Here is a 15,995-nt window from a genome sequence, read left to right as displayed (position 1 = left end):
TCAGCATGCTGCATGCGGCAATCAACTGGCTTCTGGCCACCATACTCAAGTTGGGCTATCCCGGCATATTCCTGCTTATGGCCATGGAAAGCTCTGTCATCCCCATACCCAGCGAACTGGTAATGCCACCGGCCGGCTACTGGGCCGTCGAAGGCAAAATGAATCTGTGGCTGGCAATTCTCTGCGGCACTGCCGGCAGCCTGGTGGGCGCCTACGCAAACTATTATGCCGCTCATTATCTGGGCAGGCCTCTCATTCTCAAGTACGGGAAATATGTGGGCATTACCGAAGAGAAGTTCGCCAAGGTCGAGACATTCTTCCACAAACATGGTGAAATATCAACCTTCATCGGCCGTTTGTTGCCGGTGGTGCGCCATCTGATCTCTCTCCCCGCCGGCCTGGCCGGCATGAACCATGCAAGTTCGCCACCTATACCCTGCTCGGTGCCGGCATCTGGTGCACCGTCCTTGCCTATATAGGCTACATAATCGGGGAGAACCAGGAGCTGATCATGGAATACTCCCACCAGGCGGTAATCGGCGTCATAGTCTTCAGTGCCGGACTCATTGCCGTTTATGTCTGGCGCCACAAGCGAAAAAGCGCGACCAGCCCCTAAGACGCCACACCACCAAAATAAAGCCCCGGCAGATCCAGGTCTGCCGGGGCTTTTATTTTGGTGATTCAACCTGCTACTTGGGAACTTTTTCCCAGTCTTCGAGGAATTTCTTGATCCCGGCATCGGTCAGTGGATGTTTTGCCAGCTGCATGATCACCGAGAAAGGGATGGTCGCCACATCGGCGCCGATCAGGGCCGAATTGAGCACATGAATCGGGTTCCTGATGCTGGCAACGATGATTTCCGCCGTATAGCCGTAGTTATCGAAGATAGTACGGATTTCCTCGATGATGCCCATGCCGTCCTGGGAGATATCATCCAGACGGCCGACAAATGGAGAGACATAGGTAGCACCCGCCTTTGCCGCCAAAAGCGCCTGCATGGGGGTAAATATGAGAGTGACGTTGGTCTTGATCCCCTTTGCAGAAAGTGTCTTGGTCGCCTTGAGCCCTTCCGGAGTCATGGGAAGCTTGATGACGATGTTGGGGTGAATCTTTACCAGTTCCTCCGCCTCACTGATCATGCCATCGTGTTCGAGGGAAACCACTTCTGCCGAAATGGGACCGTCGACGATGCCGGTTATTTCCTTGATGACATCCGCAAACTTGCGGCCCGATTTGGCAATGAGCGACGGATTGGTGGTCACGCCATCCACCACTCCCAGCTCATGGGCCTCACGTATCTCCTTCACATCTGCAGTGTCGATAAAAAACTTCATTTTTCTCCTCCGATACCGTTTTTTTCTGAGTTTTCCAATTGTTCGCGGAACTTTTCCAGGCAGGACATGGAGCAGAAGTACAATTTCCGCCCCTCCAGGTTGCCGATGACAGCATCACCCCTTGCCACATAGGTGCCGCAGACGGGATCCCTGAATGTCTCTTCCTCCTGATCCGCATCCCTGCGGACTTCCTTGGCCGCAGAACGGCCTTTAAACATTTTGTAGAGCATGTAGCCGACAAGGATCAGCACCAGCAACTTTGCCAAAGCTTATCCTCCTAGAGTTTTTCGACCCGCTCCGGCGCCTTCAGGCCAGCCAGCAGGTCAGCGATTGTTTTATGCAACAGTGGATGCACCAGGTCGGGAGCTATCTCGGCAAGAGGCTGAAGAACGAACCGTCGCTCATGAAGTCGTGGATGGGGAATGGTCAGTCTTTCACCTGTGATTACTTCATCATTGTAGAAAAGAATATCCAGATCAATCGGCCGGGGCCCCAGTGCACTTCTTTCTTTCTCCTGAAAATGCCTGATTCGATGCGCTGAAGCTCGTCAAGAAGTTCAAGGGGGGATACTCGGTGTTTATCCTGGCGACCGCATTATAAAAGTCAGCTGGGGTACTCCTCCGACAGGCTCGGTTTGGTAAAAGCCGGAAAGGGCCGTGACCTGGGTCCGGGAAAGTTTTCCCAGCTCGGCCACCCCACGCAGCAGGTTAAGCTCCCGATCTCCCTGGTTTGATCCGAGAGCTATGTAAGCCGTCGCTTTCACCTGGCGATTAGAACACAATTCTTCCGTTTTTTCAACCCCGCGAGCAGTTGTTGGAAAAGCTCCGCCACCCTGCATCAGATATGGAAGTTGCTTCTCATCGGGCAATGGTTGAGCTTTATTATTTTTTTGACATTGTAATGGCAGGTGTTTTTGAGTATATTTTAAACATTTGCCAAAGCACTTTATTCAGCCCATCCCACAGGAAGGCACGATGAAAAACAACTCGGCAAACGGCACAGCAAAAAGCAACGAGCAGGAAGCCAAAGACCATTACGAAAGCGGAGTAGAAGCTTTCAATTCCGGAAGATTTCTGTCCGCCCTGAAATATTTTGAAAAGGCGGTTGCACTGGAGCGGAATCCGGCTTCTCTTTCACGTCTTGGACTCTGCCTGGCAAAGGAAAAGAGGAATTTTGCCAAGGCAATCTCACTGTGCAAGGAAGCCATTAAGCATGAGCCTCGCAATTCGGAACATTTCCTGTACCTTGGGAGGATACATCTCCTGGCCGGGCAGAAAAAGGAAGCAATAAGGATATTCCGCATGGGGCTGAGAAATGGCAGGAACCCTGACATATCCAAAGAACTGGAACGTCTGGGCAGCAGGAAAGATCCGCTGCTCCCCTTCCTCGGGCGCGATAACCCCATCAATAAATTTCTGGGCATTGTTCTGAAAAAAACCGGCTTGCGCTGAGCCTTTTGATCATTTCCATTTCCATTTCCAAAGGAGTTGCCATGGCAGACAAGATAGGCGTTGCTCTTATCGGCGGAGGGCGTACCGGTACACCAATGCTGAAAGAGTTGCTCAAGTACCCATATATCAGCATTATCGGGGTTGCCGATTTGAATCCGACTGCGGAAGGAATCAAGATAGCTGCAGAGAAAGGCATCTACACCACATCCGACCCAATGGCCCTTGTGGGTAAAGGGGATGACATCGACATCCTCATCGAAGTCAGTGGCGACACTGCGTTAAAAAAGGCGGTCAAGGCCGCCTTCGCAAAAAGCGGCAACAAAAAAACCATCATCATGCACGACCTCATCGCCCGCCTCTTTATCAGCGTCTGTACCCATCAGAGTGAGTTAATCCCGACCGTCCACCCGGATGACATTGGCATCGGAAACTGAGGACTCCCCACGACGGCCTGGCGGAGGCGCCATGATCAGATATATTACCGTTAAAAGCCACAGCAGAACCGAGCTGATCAATATTACCGACCAGGTACAGGACACGGTAAGGGTTTCGAAGGTGAATTACGGCCTCTGCCACCTTTGCGTACTTCACACCACGGCCGGGATCACCATCAACGAGGGAGCAGACCCTGCCGTGCAACGGGACATGGTAAACTTCTTCAACAAACTGGTGCCCAATGACCCCTATTTTACCCATGCCGAAGGGAACTCGGATGCCCACATCAAAGCATCCATCATCGGCGTAGCAAAAACGCTCTTCATCGACAATTCGAAGCTGGTTCTCGGCACCTGGCAGGCGATCTATTTTTGCGAGTTTGACGGACCGCGGGAGCGAAGAGTTGCGGTCAAGATAACAGGCGATGCCTGAACAGGCATCTCAGGCGAAATGGTTATATCCCTGCCGCCGGGGTTGGTATAACGAACCATCGGCTGCTGTAATGGCGAGTCGATTCTCTGCAGTAATTTCACCGATTATGGAAACATTGACACCACAGGCTTCCATGCATGAAAAGACCCGGTCCTTGAGCAGAACCGGCGCCGTAAAGACCAGTTCATAATCCTCCCCACCGCCAAGGGCAAGCGAGAAACAATCCTCCGAAAATCTTGTGATTTCTTTCCTGTATTGATCGGAGATTGGCAGGCCCGTCAAGTCCATCCTGGCGCCTACAGCCGATTTTTCCAGAATATGCCCCAGATCGGCGAGAAGCCCGTCGCTTATATCGATCATGGCAGTTGCCAGACCCGCCTCTGCCAGGCAATGCCGGCCGACAGCCGTGGTTCCGGATCAAGATGCCTGGATATCAAAGGTCCGATTTTCTCCCCATGCCGCAAAAGTTCCAACCCAAGAGCCGAGTCACCTATTGTTCCCGTCACGAAAATCAAATCCCCCGGCCGGGCGCCGCTACGCTGCACCACCAACTGGGGTAGCTGCTCGCCGATGGCGGTCACAGAAATGGCCAGGCCCCCTTTCGACGAGCAGGTGTCACCGCCAATCAATGTAACACCGAACTGGTCGCACGCTGCATCATGCCGGAAACAAATTTGTCGAGGAATTCAAGATCTAGCCTCTGGGGAATGGCCAACGAAAGCAGGTAATAACGTGGTTTGGCTCCCATGGCTGCCAGGTCGGAAAGATTGACTGCCAGGGATTTCCTGCCAAGAGTGAGGGGGTCGCTCAGGTTCAGATCGAAATGGACCCCTTCGATAAGCATGTCTGAAGTCATCAGCGTCAAGTGGCCTGGTGTCGGTTCAACGGCTGCGGCATCGTCACCGATACCGATTTTTACGGTCGTTTTTTCGGCAATGGCGGCGGCAATTCGGTCAATGAAGCCGAATTCGCCCAGGTCGTGCAGTTTCACACCTTTGCCCCCGCCACTATGCCTTTACGGGATGAAACCAGAACCCGCGTCGTATGCGCCTTGGTCTTGGGGGGCATGTTTTTCACCGTCCCCGGCGGGGTCGGTGGGTATTTTTCCAGGGCCACCTTCAGTACGTCGTCGATGGTGCTGGCATAGACAATCTTCACCTTCTTCAGGATATGCCGGGGAACATCTTCAATATCCTTGCGATTCTGTTCGGGAATGATAATGGTAACGATCCCAAGCCGGATAGCGGCAAGAATCTTCTCCTTGAGACCGCCGATTGGGAGAACTTTTCCCCGCAGTGTAATCTCACCGGTCATGGCAACATCCTTTTTAACCGGTGTTTTGGTCAGTGCCGAGACCAGTGCAGTCGCCATGGTGACGCCGGCCGACGGGCCATCCTTGGGTATGGCTCCGGCCGGGACATGGACGTGAATATCCATGTTGCTGTAAAAATCCTCCGACAGGTGCAGCTCAACAGCACGGGTGCGGATGTAGGACAGGGCCGCGTGAACCGACTCCTTCATCACATCCCCCAGCTGCCCGGTCAGGGATAGTCCCCCTTTGCCTTTCATAATGGTCGCTTCTATGAAAAGGACTTCGCCGCCGACAGGAGTCCAGGCAAGGCCGGTGACAACCCCGATCTCGTTCTGCTTCATCTCTTCTTCCCGTATGAAACGCGGCGGGCCTAGATACTTGGTGACGGTGGCAGCATTGATCGGGAACTGCCGCTTCTCCCCTTCCGCGACCCGGCGGGCCACCTTCCGGCAGACGGATCCGATTTCACGCTCCAGGTTCCTGAGCCTGCCTCGCGGGTATATTTGGAGATAATGGTTTTCAGTGCCTCATCGGAGAAGGTGATGATTTTCTCGGTGATACCGTTCTCCTTGGTCTGCCTGGGAACCAGATAACGCTTGGCGATCTGGAGTTTTTCCTCTTCCGTGTAGCCGGAAAGGCTGATTACCTCCATCCGGTCGCGTAGCGGTCCGGGAATGGTGTCCATCTGATTGGCCGTGGCAATAAACATGACATCTGAAAGACTGAAGGGCAGATTTATGTAATGGTCGGAGAAAGAGTGATTCTGCTCCGGATCGAGCACCTCCAGAAGAGCAGAAGACGGGTCGCCACGGAAATCTGCCCCCAATTTGTCAAGTTCGTCGAGCATGAAAACAGGGTTGTTCGAGCCGGCCTGCTTCAATCCCTGAATAATACGGCCTGGAAGCGCCCCCACATAGGTCCGGCGATGTCCTCTGATCTCGGCCTCGTCCCGCACGCCGCCAAGGGAGATACGGACAAATTTCCGTCCCATGGCCCGGGCAATGGATTTGCCGAGGGAAGTCTTGCCTACGCCCGGAGGGCCGACAAAGCAAAGGATCGGGCCTTTCATCTTCTTCTTCAGCTTGCGCACGGCAAGAAACTCCAGGATCCGCTCCTTGATCTTCTCCAGGAAGTAATGGTCCTCATCGAGGATTTCCTTGGCCTTTTTGATTTCCAGAGAGTCCTTGGTGGATTTGCTCCATGGCAGCTCGACCATCCAGTCGAGGAAGGTACGCAGCATCCCTGATTCCGCTGCGTCAGGATGCATCTGCTCCAGGCGTCCCAGCTGCTTCAAGGCCTCTTTTTCGATATTTTGAGGCATTCTCGCATTGGCAATGGCTTTACGCAGTTCGGCGATCTCTTCACTGCGGGCATCGGTCTCTCCCAGTTCCTGCTGAATCGCCCGCAACTGCTCCCGAAGGTAGTATTCCCGTTGGCTTTTACCCATTTCCTCCTTGGCCGCTGACTGGATACGGGCCTGCATGCTGAGAAGTTCGAACTCCTTGTTGAGGAAATCGTTGACCCGCTTGAGCCGCTCGATGGGGTCGATTATCTCCAGGAGACCCTGGGCTTCCTCTACCTTGAGACCGATATTGCTGGCAATGAGATCAGCCAGGCTTCCGGCCTCCTGCATGTTCTCCACGATCACCATGACTTCGGGAGATACCACCTTACCCAGTGAAACAATCTTCGCCAGCTGCTCCTTGACGGTACGCATGAAGCTTCCGTCTCAAGCGTGTTTTCAGGCAACAGTGGTTCAACGATCCGCTCGATACGCACGGAATAGAACGGCTTCTGTTCCATGTATTCGGTTATGCGCCCTTTGGTCAAACCCTGGACAAGGATCTTCACCCTGCCGTCCGGCAACTTCAGCATGCGCATGATCATGGCTACGGTCCCGACGCCGTAAATCATGTCAGGAGAAGGATCTTCCTCGCTCACATCCTTCTGGGTCGCGAGAAAGATCAGCCTGTCTTTGGACAGTGCCGAATCGACAGCGTTTATGGATATCTCCCGCCCGACAAATAAGGGGAGGATCATGTAAGGGTAGACGACAACATCCCTTACAGGCAGAAGCGGCAGGACGTCCGGTATGTTCAGCTCTTCGTTTTCCTGCTTATTTTCCATGTTGAATCTCCTCAATCCGGATGTCGCGGATCAGCGTATTTTTGTCCTGCAATTTGGGAAAAACGACAGAAAGAACCCCTTTTTCATAATTGGCTTTTGCCCTGTCCATATCAACAGCAGGGGGAATTTCCACTGTCCGGCAGAAATGACCGAACTGCCGCTCCATGCATATATAGCTCGCCCCGACAGCACCGTCATCTTCCCTTTTCACACCTTCCAAAACCATTGTATTGCAACATGTGGTCAGTGACAAATCCTCTCCGGCAAATCCCGGCAGCTCAAATTCGACCACATAACAGTCCGGCGTCTCGAAAACGTCCACACTGGGCGAGAATTCACATTCCCTGCCATCCTTTCCCTCCAAAGTCGAGAGGTAGGAAAATATCTCATCCATCTGCTGCCGGAAAAAATTCAGCCATTCCAATGGATATCGTGGGATCACCGCCATAACTACCCCAGATGTGCCGGATTGCAAAACCAGGAGCTTGTCCTGCCCCTTTTCAAATGCCATAGATACAATGGTTGATTTTGTTGATTTAACCATCTTTACCGCGAAAGTCAAGCCAATCCGCCTTGTGGCGCTGTTGGCGGAAACTCTATGGGCGTAAAAAGCGTCATTAAGCCTTTCTCCACTCTTAGGAATTGAATTATGGAATACCGGCGTGTATAATCACCCCGGTTGGCGGGCAGGAGTCCTTTTGACTAAAGACTTTTTCACGCATTAAGCAGGCTTGCGGGTTACTGAGAATCGGTTCCTGCCGGTAATGGTAATGATAATGACTTTGAGAGGGCCTATGAAAAAACGTACAACTTTAATTATGTTGGGGTTCACTCCCCTTATTCTCTGCGGTTTCGACTGGGGATTCAACTTCAAGGACAAATGCTCCGAAGCGAAAAAGTTGGCCACAGACCTGAGTGAGATCAAAGATGAAGCTGCACGCAGTGAAGCAGAAGCTAAAATCATCGAGCTCTGCCCGGAAGGTGCAGCCGTCCATTTCGCCAAGGCGCTGAATTTTGAACGGAGCGGCGCTCTGGACAAGGCAATCGCCGAGTATCAGGAGTCTATCAAGGAGGACCCGGATTTCGGCGCTGCCAACGGCAATCTTGGTCTTGTATATCTGCAGAAGAAACAGGAGGATGATGCGGTCGTCGAGTTGACCAAGGCGACAAGAACCGATTCCAGTGGCGTTTACCATAAAGCCTCGGCAAAATCTTTTCCGACAAAAAACTCAATTCCCTCGCTCTTTACCATTACAATGAAGCTCTTTCCCAAATGCCCACCGACACAAATCTGCATGCAGATATAGCGGATGTCTATCTCAAGTCGGGGTTGCCGAACAGCGCTGAAGAGGAGTTCAATAAGGTTTTTGCCTCAGATCCGGGAAATGTGCGGGCGAGAATCGGTGTGGCTGCCATTTCCTTCGGCAGAAACGAGTTTGACAAGGCCATTGACGAATTGAAAAAAGCCCAGTCGGCCGATCCTGGCAACAAGGAAATTCATAGGCTTTTGGCCGAAGCCTATGAAAAAAAGGAGACAGGAAGAGCGCTGAATACGAGTCCCTTCTGGCAGGAGTGCAGTTAAAGTCGGAAACCTCGTCGCTCCCGGATCATCTGCGCCAGGGCGATTCCTTCATGTCAACCAAGGAATTCGAAAAGGCCATTGCCGAATATAAGGCGGCTCTCAAGGAAAAACCCGACTGGCCAGAAGCCCTGCAAAAACTGGGGGAAGCCTGCATGGCAGTCAACAATGACGATGACGCCATAACATACTTCAAAGAAGCAGTGAGGCTTAAGGCAGGGGATGACATTATTCATTACAAACTGGGCGTTCTCTATGAGCGTCAGGCACTTCTCGACGAGGCTGTGGTCGAGTACCGTCAATATCTTTCCACTGCTGCCGACAATCTGGACGCAAGACGCAGGCTGGCTGACATCTATACCCAACGTGGCAGTTATCCCCAGGCCATTGAACAGTACCGTGCATTGCTAAAGTTTAAAAACGATGATGCCGCGGCCCATCTGAAACTGGCTCGGGTATATGTCAGCAGCAAGGATTACACAACGGCCATATCGGAATACCTGGCAACGACAAAGCTTGAACCGGACAACATTGAGGCACATCGGGAACTTGCACAGCTTTACAGGAAGAAAAACCAGAACGAGGAAGCGGCAAAGGAGTATCAGGCAGTACTGAAGGTGAAAAAAGATGACAATGACGCCCGCACTGCCCTTACCTCCATTTATGTGAAGAACAAGAAATACGAAGAACTGATCGGCCTGCTCAAGGAAGGTGTGGAACAAAATCCCAAGGACCCCAACAGCCACTATAAACTCGGTCTTATGTACGAGTTCAAGAAAGACTACACTGCGGCAACAGATCACTACAAGGAAGCGACGGCACTGAAGGCCGATCATGCAAAAGCGCTCAATGCACTGGGAAGAGCCTACATGAAAAGCGGTCACATAACCGAGGCCAAGGAAGCTTTGGAAGCCGCGAAAAAAGCCGACCCGGAACTGGAAGAAACAACGGTGCTTCTCAGCAATATAAAGGACGAAATGTCTCCGGAACCAAAGAAATACAAAAAGAAGAGTCACAAGTCGAAGAAAAGCAAAGCGGGCAGGAAAAGCGGGAAAAACAAGTCAGGAAAATCAAAGGCAAAAAAATCAAAGAGGTAGTAGCAATATCTTGCATTAGAAAAAAAGGCCCGTGGCATATATGCCGCGGCCTTTTTCGCCCAAAAGTTATTTTAATGATGCCTCTTCTGCAAGCGGGACTATCTTCACCTTGGCTATTCCCTTGCCAAGAAATCCCAACTCTCTTGCCGCCGCCCGTGACAGGTCGATAAAAGGCTTCTTCCTTTTACGGCAACGGTCATTGACCGTTACAACTACTTCTTTGTCATTGGCCAGATTCGTTACTTTTACCTTGGTCCCGAACGGCAACGCCTGATGAGCAGCTGTCATTTTCTCCGGATTATAGCGAGCACCGGAGGTTGTCCTTCTGCCGTCGTACCGCCTGGCATAGTAGGAAGCGATGCCGACTGCTTCAGCATCCTTTGCTTCCTTCGGTTTTACTTCTGCCGTAACTGGTGTTTCTTTTGGCCTGCTTTCCGATCTCGTTTCTTCAGCCAGCAGGGGAAGCGTGTGGATCGGAAGGAGCATCAGACAGATTGCGGCAATCAAAGCCGGCCTGCCCCTACGCTCTAGTGATGCCATGCGCACCTCCTTTGTTGGGCGAGGGGTTCATATAGCACGGCAATGTAAATGGAGTCAAGAAAAAAGAGAAAATCCTAATCTGGTTTTCTAATGAAGTCAATAATACCGCACAGTTTCCAGTCGAGAAAAATCAGTGGGAGTGATCCAAATTCGTTCCCCGCTGAGTGGCAGCCGTTTTTATCGCGGTCACGTCATTGATGGTCACAACCCCACCCACATCACCGGAAACAGCCCCGTCATCGTAGCGACGAAAAGTCAGTACCAGCCATTTCCCTGCAGCCTCGTCATATATCTCCACCCCCGGCTGCAACACATTCTGCTGCAATCCATGGGAAGCCAGGAATTCTCTCCAGTCCCTGCCGACAATCTCGCGATGGGAGACGGACGTGTAGTTCTCGACCGCCCGATTGAACCTCTTGATCCGGCCCATGTTGTCAACGAGAATGAACATGTCGGTGATAAAATCAAGGGTCTGCTCCCATTCCCTCCGAATGTTTTCCATCTGGAGAAACAGATTTTTCAATTCCTCATGCTTCATGAACAACTGGGACTGGCTCTTGCGCAGTTCTTTCTCCAGGTACCTCTGTTCGGTCACGTCCCTGGCAACAGCAATCAGGCAAGCCTCTTCGCCATACTCGATTACCTCGGCTGACCAGAGCATGGTTCGCAGCTCTCCTGACTTGATGCGGAAAGAAACTTCAAGATTGCGAACCAGGTCATTTTTATTCAAAAGTTTCAGCATCAGCATCCGGTCGCGGTGATCGAACCAGATGCCGAGCTCTGTGGAGGTCTTTCCGACAACTTCATCCCGTGAATAGCCGGTAATCTCCAGGAAGGCTTCGTTAACCTCTATATACTTGCCATCCCCGGCTCGGGTGATGACGATCCAGTCAGGACTGGCATGAAACGCCTTGGCAAATTTTTCCTCCGATTTCCGCAGGGCGTCTTCCGTCTCCTTCCGCCAGGTAATATCCTGGGTAGTGCCAACCATTCTTATGGGTTTTCCCCCTTCATTGAAGACGACCTCTCCCTGGCCGGCCACTGTTCGCACCCTGCCATCGGTTAGTATAAGACGAAAATCCATATTGAACAGCTTATGGGCATAAAGTGCTTCGTTGATGGCCCGGTTCAGCCCTTCCCTGTCTTCGGGGTGCACCATGCGAGAATCGCCTCGTAAGATACGGAAAACAACTCCCGGTTAACTCCCCAGATCCTGTACATCTCATCTGACCACCGGAAGTTATTGGATTCGATGTCCCAATCCCAGCTTCCCAGATGGGAGATTTTCTGTGCCAGAGCAAGAAGTGATTCACTGGAGCGGAGCGCTTCTTCGATGCGTTTTTGCCCGGTAATATCGAGAAAAGAAACGACCCTCTTTCCCGTACCGGGTATCCCCCCACCTTGCCACCACATCCCTGACCGAGTCGGCTGCCCCGGTAAATCTGAATTCGTAACTATCCGGACAGGCATTTACCTCAACCGGCAGGCCCTGTTTTGCCGATACCTTTTCACGATCTTCCTCAGCAACAAACTCTTTCCAGGATCGTTTGCCTTCAAGTTCTTCCCTGAAATAGCCGCTCAGCTGTTCAAACTCCTTATTGGCCATGGAGATGGTCCCATCTTCCTCGACAATAATGGTCGCAGCACCGGTGCTTTCGAAGATGGCACGATACTTCTCCTGTGATTGCCTCAGGGATTCTTCCGCCATTTTACGTTCGGTAATATCCCTGGCCACATGGAGAACCCTTGTTATACTGCCATGCTCATCCAAGATCGGATAGGCAGTGACCTCCTCATACAGCATTTCCCCCTGTTTGCCCGAATGGAGGTGTTCTACCGTATGACTTTCACCGGTCGCCAGCGTTATTTGGATCGGGCACTTCGCTTCAGGCGTTCCGCAAGGTTGGCAAAGGCTGTGTGTTATCGCATGGCAGGTTTGTCCGAAAACCTGTTCATCGGTGCAATCGATCTTGCGTAGAAAGGCGCGATTGGCACGTTGAACCGTATAATCAGAAACATTGACGATGCAAATGGCATCATGGGTTGCCTCCAGAACAATTCCTGACAGTTCCAGAGAGTGTTTCAAATCTTCCTCAGCTTTAATGCGCCGGTTTTCGATTCGCCTGAACCGGCAGGCCCCGAAAAGGATTCCGGCCATGCCCGTACCCCAAAGGAGAAAATGGCCGGCAGCGCCCCGTCGAAGGTGGGTTGCGGTTATTTCTGCAAATGGGGCAAACGGCACGGAGATGCTGATGCCGCCGTACGTATCTCCCTTATGGAGCCCCTGCCTTGTGTGGCAATTGAGGCAGGCTTCCTCCATAACTAGCGGCTTCATCAGGCGCAGGAACTTTTTGCCTTCGATGTAACTTTCCGAACTGATCTCTTTTGCACCCTGTTTAAAGGCTTCAAGAGCCGCTTTTTCCCAGTTGTCCGGGGCATTCTCTGGTCGCAGGGGATTGATAGCGGTAAGATGGGAACGAATGCCCTGCCCCTGTTTTTCGATCTCGTGGACCTGGCGCACCATGTAAGCAGGATTCATCAGCGTCAGTACCCGTCCGGACGGAGATGTTACCTCACGCTCGGGAATTTCCTTTAGATAAGGGTTTGGCTGGGTCAAGGGGGTCACCGGGACGTAGATTCCCCCGGATTGTGCATTCCAGCGACGGTAAATGAGGTCCTTGCTGAAAAGACTCCGGGCCTGAAACTGTGCGGCAAACACCTCCGCATGTTTTTCCCAATACACGTTCCAAGAATAAGAGCCGCCTATGGACAATGTCCACACCAGAGCTACCATCAGGACATATTTTTCCCATTGAGGGATATTTGAGAACTTCCAGAACCGGGTCATGCTGATCACGTTCCTCCCAATGCTATTCAACAGGGTGGTTTGAACCTTATCGGGCAGAGAAGAAGTTTTCTTGAACAGCAAAAACAGCGGCGGGCAAGGGAAGGATGATTAAGAACTCTGATACTGGGATGGCAATCACGGGAGAAAGATATCTTTGGCTGAAGGTGGGATAAGTCCCTTGGCCTCGGCACGGCCCATAAGCGTATTGACGGCTGCTTTTCCCTCGTGTCCCAGGTCCTTTGAAAAGTCGTTGACATAAAGGTCGATATGGGCAGCACATACTTCGTCGCTCATTTCCTGGGAATTGGCCCGGATATATGCATTCGCTTTACCGGGGTCGGCAAAGGCAAGCTCAACACTCTGGCGGAGAAGGCTGTTGATGTCGGCAATGACTTCAGAACCCAGTGAACGTTTTGCCACTATCCCCCCAGCGGAATGGGATGCCCTGTCTCCCGCTCCCACCAATCCCCCAGATCAAGAAGCTTTACGAGTCCAAGACCGGCGTAGGTGAACCGCGATTCATGAATAATGACCCCGGCATCGACACTGCCATCAGCAATTGCACCTATAATCCGGTCAAAGCAGATGGATAATATCTGTAAGGTCAGGGTCAAAAAGCCTGAGCAGCAGAGCTGCCGTGGTATATCTTCCCGGCAGTGCGATCCGCTTGCCCTTCAACTGCTCCATGCTTTCATACTTTTTCGAGACAACCAGGGGACCGCAGCCCCGGCCCAAGGCTCCCCCGGCCGAGAGCAGACAGTAATCCTCCCGGACATATCCAAGGAGATGATAGGATATCTTGCTTACGTCCAAAGCTTTTTCCAGGACCAGGCGATTCAGGGTCTCCACATCCTCCAGCCGCTCATTGAAGATGAGCCCGGCTTCGATACCAGGCCATGGGTAAGGGCATGAAAAATGAAGGTGTCATTGGGGCAGGGGGAATAACCGAGGGAAAGAGATTGCATCTGAAACCTCATGGTAAAGACATTAAGCTTGTATTAAAACTCTTCTATGTATTTCAGGAGAAAACGCTGCACAGCCTCAACTGCTCCGGGAATATTCCAGGAAGACATATCCCGGTTCTCAACCATGTTGCTGACCCCTCGAATCTCAAGACAGTCAACGCCGTAGCGAAGTGCCACCTGAGCAACTGCGGCGCCTTCCATATTCTCACATATGCCGCCAAAACGGGAAAAAAGTTCATCTCCACGGGCAGAAGTCCCGCTGCATGTGGAGACGGTGAGGAATTTGCCTCGAATTGTGGAAAGGCCCAATGCAGCGGCCAGGCTTGCCGCCTTGCCGGCTGCCTGCATGGACAGGGGAAACTCGTTGAAATAAGCCTTGCCGCTTCTCTTCACCAGCGGAATCCCGATCAGATCAAGGGTTGCCAGCCTCGGGTGTCAGAACCCCATCATCGGCTAGGATCTCGGAAGTGGCGACAGCCAGCCCGCCTACGGTCAGTCCACCCCCTTGGTAGGCACCGGCGCAACCGGTATTGACAAGCAGGTCCGGAGTTCTCCCCTGCAGCAGAACAGTGGTGGCAGAGGCCGCATTTATCTTGCCGATGCCGGTAACAGCCAGGGTTATGTCCTTATCGCCAATGCGCCCCCGGTAGATATCCGGAAACATGTCTGGCTTGGTTTGGACAGCGCCAATGGAACGGATCAGCAGGGAAAGTTCCTGCATGACCGAAGCTGTCACAAAAATCGACTTCATGGTCCCTCCGTACTTATTATCGCTGCATGGGAAAAGCCGGCCGGCAGTTATACGCCGAGGGCAGATATTACCACAGCCGCAAAGGCCAGTTCAACAACTTATAGAAATTTCAAATTTAGGAAACCCGCTGGGGGCTGAGCAGCCCCGTTTCGCTCTGCCTGGCCCCCTCTTTTCCCCTTGCATAAGGCAACCAGTTTTACTATATTCAATTGGTTTTATCGATGCGTAAAAAGGCCTGACATGCTGAAATGGATAGCCCCACTTAATTTTTTTCTCACCTTTTTGATCATAGCGTCGCTGGCGCTGATAGCCTCTGACGTGATTTCCTTCAGACTTACCAGACTTTATCCCAAAGCAACCCCGAAAAGCGCTGCGTCCGTCCCATCCACCATGGTGGCAGAAGACCTGATGTCTTTCGCTCCCATCCTGGAAAAGGGATTATTCGGCAAGGCTACACAGGGAAAGCTATCCCCAGTCGTCCAGCAGACCACCGCCACAGCGGCTGCCCCTGCACCCTCACTGGGAGATCTCATCCTGCTTGGAACTGCAGTCGGTTCCTATCGTGAAACCTTTGCCCTTGTGCAGAAAGCAGGCAAGGAAGAACGTGTTTTCCGTCTTGGCGATACGGTCTTTGAGACGGGGCCGCTGGTTTCGGTGGGCAAAGAGTCCGCTGAAATTCTCGTCAACGGCAAACGGGTAAAGATATTTTCGCCCACCGCGGCCGGCGCTGACTCGGCAACAAAACAGCCCCAGTCCACCGCTCCGGCAGGTAGTACGGGGCTTGCCGCCCAGGTGGGCGCCGGGAATTATGTCATTGACCAGCGGGCACTGAATGCATCCCTGGACAATATCGGCCAGGCCATGACCGATGCCCGCCTCCTGCCCAGCATCAAGGACGGTAAGGTCGAAGGATTCAGGGCCTCGGAAGTGAAGCCCCAGGGCATTTTCGGTACCATCGGCATCAAAAATGGCGATATCCTGCGCGCCATCAACGATTTCCCCATCGACTCGCCGGAAAAGGCCATACAGTCCTTTGCTTCACTCAAAGGACAGAGCCGCATAAAACTGGACCTGGTAAGGGACGGTCAGCCGACCACATTCAACTATGACATTAGATAGGCAGC

The 15,995-nt window shown here is 52.3% G+C and carries 18 protein-coding genes and 4 pseudogenes; 8 read left to right on the top strand and 14 right to left on the bottom strand.

The window, feature by feature from the left end; translation table 11 throughout:
• The first annotated feature begins 8 nt into the window (after nt 1–8).
• Nucleotides 9–616, top strand: a pseudogene (locus tag JCM15764_RS12300) (DedA family protein).
• 73 nt (nt 617–689) lie between these two features.
• Here the strand turns inward: JCM15764_RS12300 and fsa are convergent.
• The 3 genes and pseudogenes from fsa to folK form a co-directional block, all read right to left on the bottom strand.
• Complete coding sequence (fsa, locus tag JCM15764_RS12295; protein ID WP_054696075.1) at nt 690–1,334, bottom strand: fructose-6-phosphate aldolase; 645 nt, start codon at nt 1,332–1,334, stop codon at nt 690–692.
• Nucleotides 1,331–1,600 (bottom strand): YHS domain-containing protein, encoded by a 270-nt coding sequence (locus tag JCM15764_RS12290; protein WP_243688883.1) that lies wholly within the window; start codon nt 1,598–1,600, stop codon nt 1,331–1,333. The genes fsa and JCM15764_RS12290 overlap by 4 nt, the downstream gene beginning before the upstream one ends.
• A gap of 11 nt (nt 1,601–1,611) precedes the next feature.
• Nucleotides 1,612–2,172 (bottom strand): annotated as a pseudogene (gene folK, locus JCM15764_RS28375) (2-amino-4-hydroxy-6-hydroxymethyldihydropteridine diphosphokinase).
• 136 nt (nt 2,173–2,308) lie between these two features.
• On the opposite strand from folK, the gene JCM15764_RS12280 reads away from it, so the two are divergent.
• The 3 genes from JCM15764_RS12280 to JCM15764_RS12270 are packed head-to-tail and all read left to right on the top strand — an operon-like array spanning nt 2,309 to nt 3,652.
• Entirely contained in the window at nt 2,309–2,785 is a 477-nt protein-coding gene (locus JCM15764_RS12280) for a tetratricopeptide repeat protein (RefSeq protein ID WP_054696074.1), read from the top strand.
• A 41-nt stretch (nt 2,786–2,826) separates the two neighbouring features.
• Complete coding sequence (locus JCM15764_RS12275) at nt 2,827–3,219, top strand: hypothetical protein (protein WP_054696072.1); 393 nt, start codon at nt 2,827–2,829, stop codon at nt 3,217–3,219.
• A 31-nt stretch (nt 3,220–3,250) separates the two neighbouring features.
• Nucleotides 3,251–3,652 carry a secondary thiamine-phosphate synthase enzyme YjbQ gene (locus tag JCM15764_RS12270; RefSeq protein ID WP_054696069.1) on the top strand — a complete coding sequence of 134 codons (402 nt, stop codon included), beginning with the start codon at nt 3,251–3,253 and terminating at the stop codon, nt 3,650–3,652.
• A 9-nt stretch (nt 3,653–3,661) separates the two neighbouring features.
• Here JCM15764_RS12270 and JCM15764_RS28370 read toward each other — a convergent pair whose 3' ends face one another.
• The 5 genes and pseudogenes from JCM15764_RS28370 to JCM15764_RS12255 all read right to left on the bottom strand — a co-directional run bounded on the left by JCM15764_RS28370 (nt 3,662) and on the right by JCM15764_RS12255 (nt 7,653).
• On the bottom strand, nt 3,662–4,012 hold the full coding sequence (locus JCM15764_RS28370) for a thiamine-phosphate kinase (protein ID WP_369412311.1): 351 nt from the start codon (nt 4,010–4,012) through the stop codon (nt 3,662–3,664).
• Nucleotides 4,009–4,281, bottom strand: coding sequence for a thiamine-phosphate kinase (locus tag JCM15764_RS28365; protein WP_369412310.1), 273 nt, complete (start codon nt 4,279–4,281; stop codon nt 4,009–4,011). The genes JCM15764_RS28370 and JCM15764_RS28365 overlap by 4 nt, the downstream gene beginning before the upstream one ends.
• On the bottom strand, nt 4,278–4,643 hold the full coding sequence (locus JCM15764_RS28360; RefSeq protein ID WP_369412309.1) for a thiamine-phosphate kinase: 366 nt from the start codon (nt 4,641–4,643) through the stop codon (nt 4,278–4,280). The genes JCM15764_RS28365 and JCM15764_RS28360 overlap by 4 nt, the downstream gene beginning before the upstream one ends.
• Nucleotides 4,640–7,091: pseudogene (gene lon / locus JCM15764_RS12260) on the bottom strand (endopeptidase La). Before lon ends, JCM15764_RS28360 begins: the two are co-directional and overlap by 4 nt.
• Nucleotides 7,081–7,653, bottom strand: a complete 573-nt coding sequence (locus tag JCM15764_RS12255) for an Hsp20/alpha crystallin family protein (RefSeq protein ID WP_243688882.1) — start codon at nt 7,651–7,653, stop codon at nt 7,081–7,083. The pseudogene lon and the gene JCM15764_RS12255 overlap by 11 nt, the downstream one beginning before the upstream one ends.
• Nucleotides 7,654–7,885: 232 nt before the next feature.
• Between JCM15764_RS12255 and JCM15764_RS23395 the strand changes: the two genes are divergently transcribed.
• From JCM15764_RS23395 to JCM15764_RS23385, 3 genes are read left to right on the top strand one after another with little or no spacing between them, the layout of a single operon-like run.
• Complete coding sequence (locus JCM15764_RS23395; RefSeq protein WP_243688881.1) at nt 7,886–8,398, top strand: tetratricopeptide repeat protein; 513 nt, start codon at nt 7,886–7,888, stop codon at nt 8,396–8,398.
• Nucleotides 8,365–8,673, top strand: coding sequence for a tetratricopeptide repeat protein (locus JCM15764_RS23390; protein ID WP_243688880.1), 309 nt, complete (start codon nt 8,365–8,367; stop codon nt 8,671–8,673). Before JCM15764_RS23395 ends, JCM15764_RS23390 begins: the two co-directional genes overlap by 34 nt.
• A gap of 50 nt (nt 8,674–8,723) precedes the next feature.
• On the top strand, nt 8,724–9,767 hold the full coding sequence (locus JCM15764_RS23385; RefSeq protein ID WP_243688879.1) for a tetratricopeptide repeat protein: 1,044 nt from the start codon (nt 8,724–8,726) through the stop codon (nt 9,765–9,767).
• Between the two features lie 66 nt (nt 9,768–9,833).
• Here JCM15764_RS23385 and JCM15764_RS12245 read toward each other — a convergent pair whose 3' ends face one another.
• From JCM15764_RS12245 to JCM15764_RS28350, 6 genes and pseudogenes are all read right to left on the bottom strand, one after another.
• Nucleotides 9,834–10,307, bottom strand: coding sequence for a septal ring lytic transglycosylase RlpA family protein (locus JCM15764_RS12245; protein WP_054696066.1), 474 nt, complete (start codon nt 10,305–10,307; stop codon nt 9,834–9,836).
• A gap of 130 nt (nt 10,308–10,437) precedes the next feature.
• Nucleotides 10,438–11,466: a PAS domain S-box protein gene (locus JCM15764_RS12240; RefSeq protein WP_054696063.1), complete on the bottom strand. Its 1,029-nt coding sequence runs from the start codon at nt 11,464–11,466 to the stop codon at nt 10,438–10,440.
• Between the two features lie 150 nt (nt 11,467–11,616).
• Nucleotides 11,617–13,155, bottom strand: coding sequence for a PAS domain S-box protein (locus JCM15764_RS12235; protein WP_243688920.1), 1,539 nt, complete (start codon nt 13,153–13,155; stop codon nt 11,617–11,619).
• Between the two features lie 135 nt (nt 13,156–13,290).
• A pseudogene (locus tag JCM15764_RS12230) lies at nt 13,291–14,004 on the bottom strand (1,4-dihydroxy-6-naphtoate synthase).
• A 149-nt stretch (nt 14,005–14,153) separates the two neighbouring features.
• A complete protein-coding gene (mqnB, locus tag JCM15764_RS28355; protein ID WP_369412308.1) occupies nt 14,154–14,513 on the bottom strand; it encodes a futalosine hydrolase in 360 nt (119 codons plus the stop codon).
• A gap of 19 nt (nt 14,514–14,532) precedes the next feature.
• Nucleotides 14,533–14,871, bottom strand: coding sequence for a phosphorylase family protein (locus JCM15764_RS28350; RefSeq protein ID WP_369412307.1), 339 nt, complete (start codon nt 14,869–14,871; stop codon nt 14,533–14,535).
• A gap of 240 nt (nt 14,872–15,111) precedes the next feature.
• On the opposite strand from JCM15764_RS28350, the gene gspC reads away from it, so the two are divergent.
• Complete coding sequence (gspC, locus tag JCM15764_RS12220; protein ID WP_054696056.1) at nt 15,112–15,990, top strand: type II secretion system protein GspC; 879 nt, start codon at nt 15,112–15,114, stop codon at nt 15,988–15,990.
• Nucleotides 15,991–15,995: the final 5 nt, after the last annotated feature.

Origin of the sequence: Geotalea toluenoxydans JCM 15764, assembly GCF_001311985.1 — a bacterium.
Lineage (GTDB): Bacteria > Desulfobacterota > Desulfuromonadia > Geobacterales > Geobacteraceae > Geotalea > Geotalea toluenoxydans.
The sequence above is the reverse complement of the archived record's forward strand: the minus strand, read 5'-3'. Positions and strand labels throughout refer to the sequence as shown.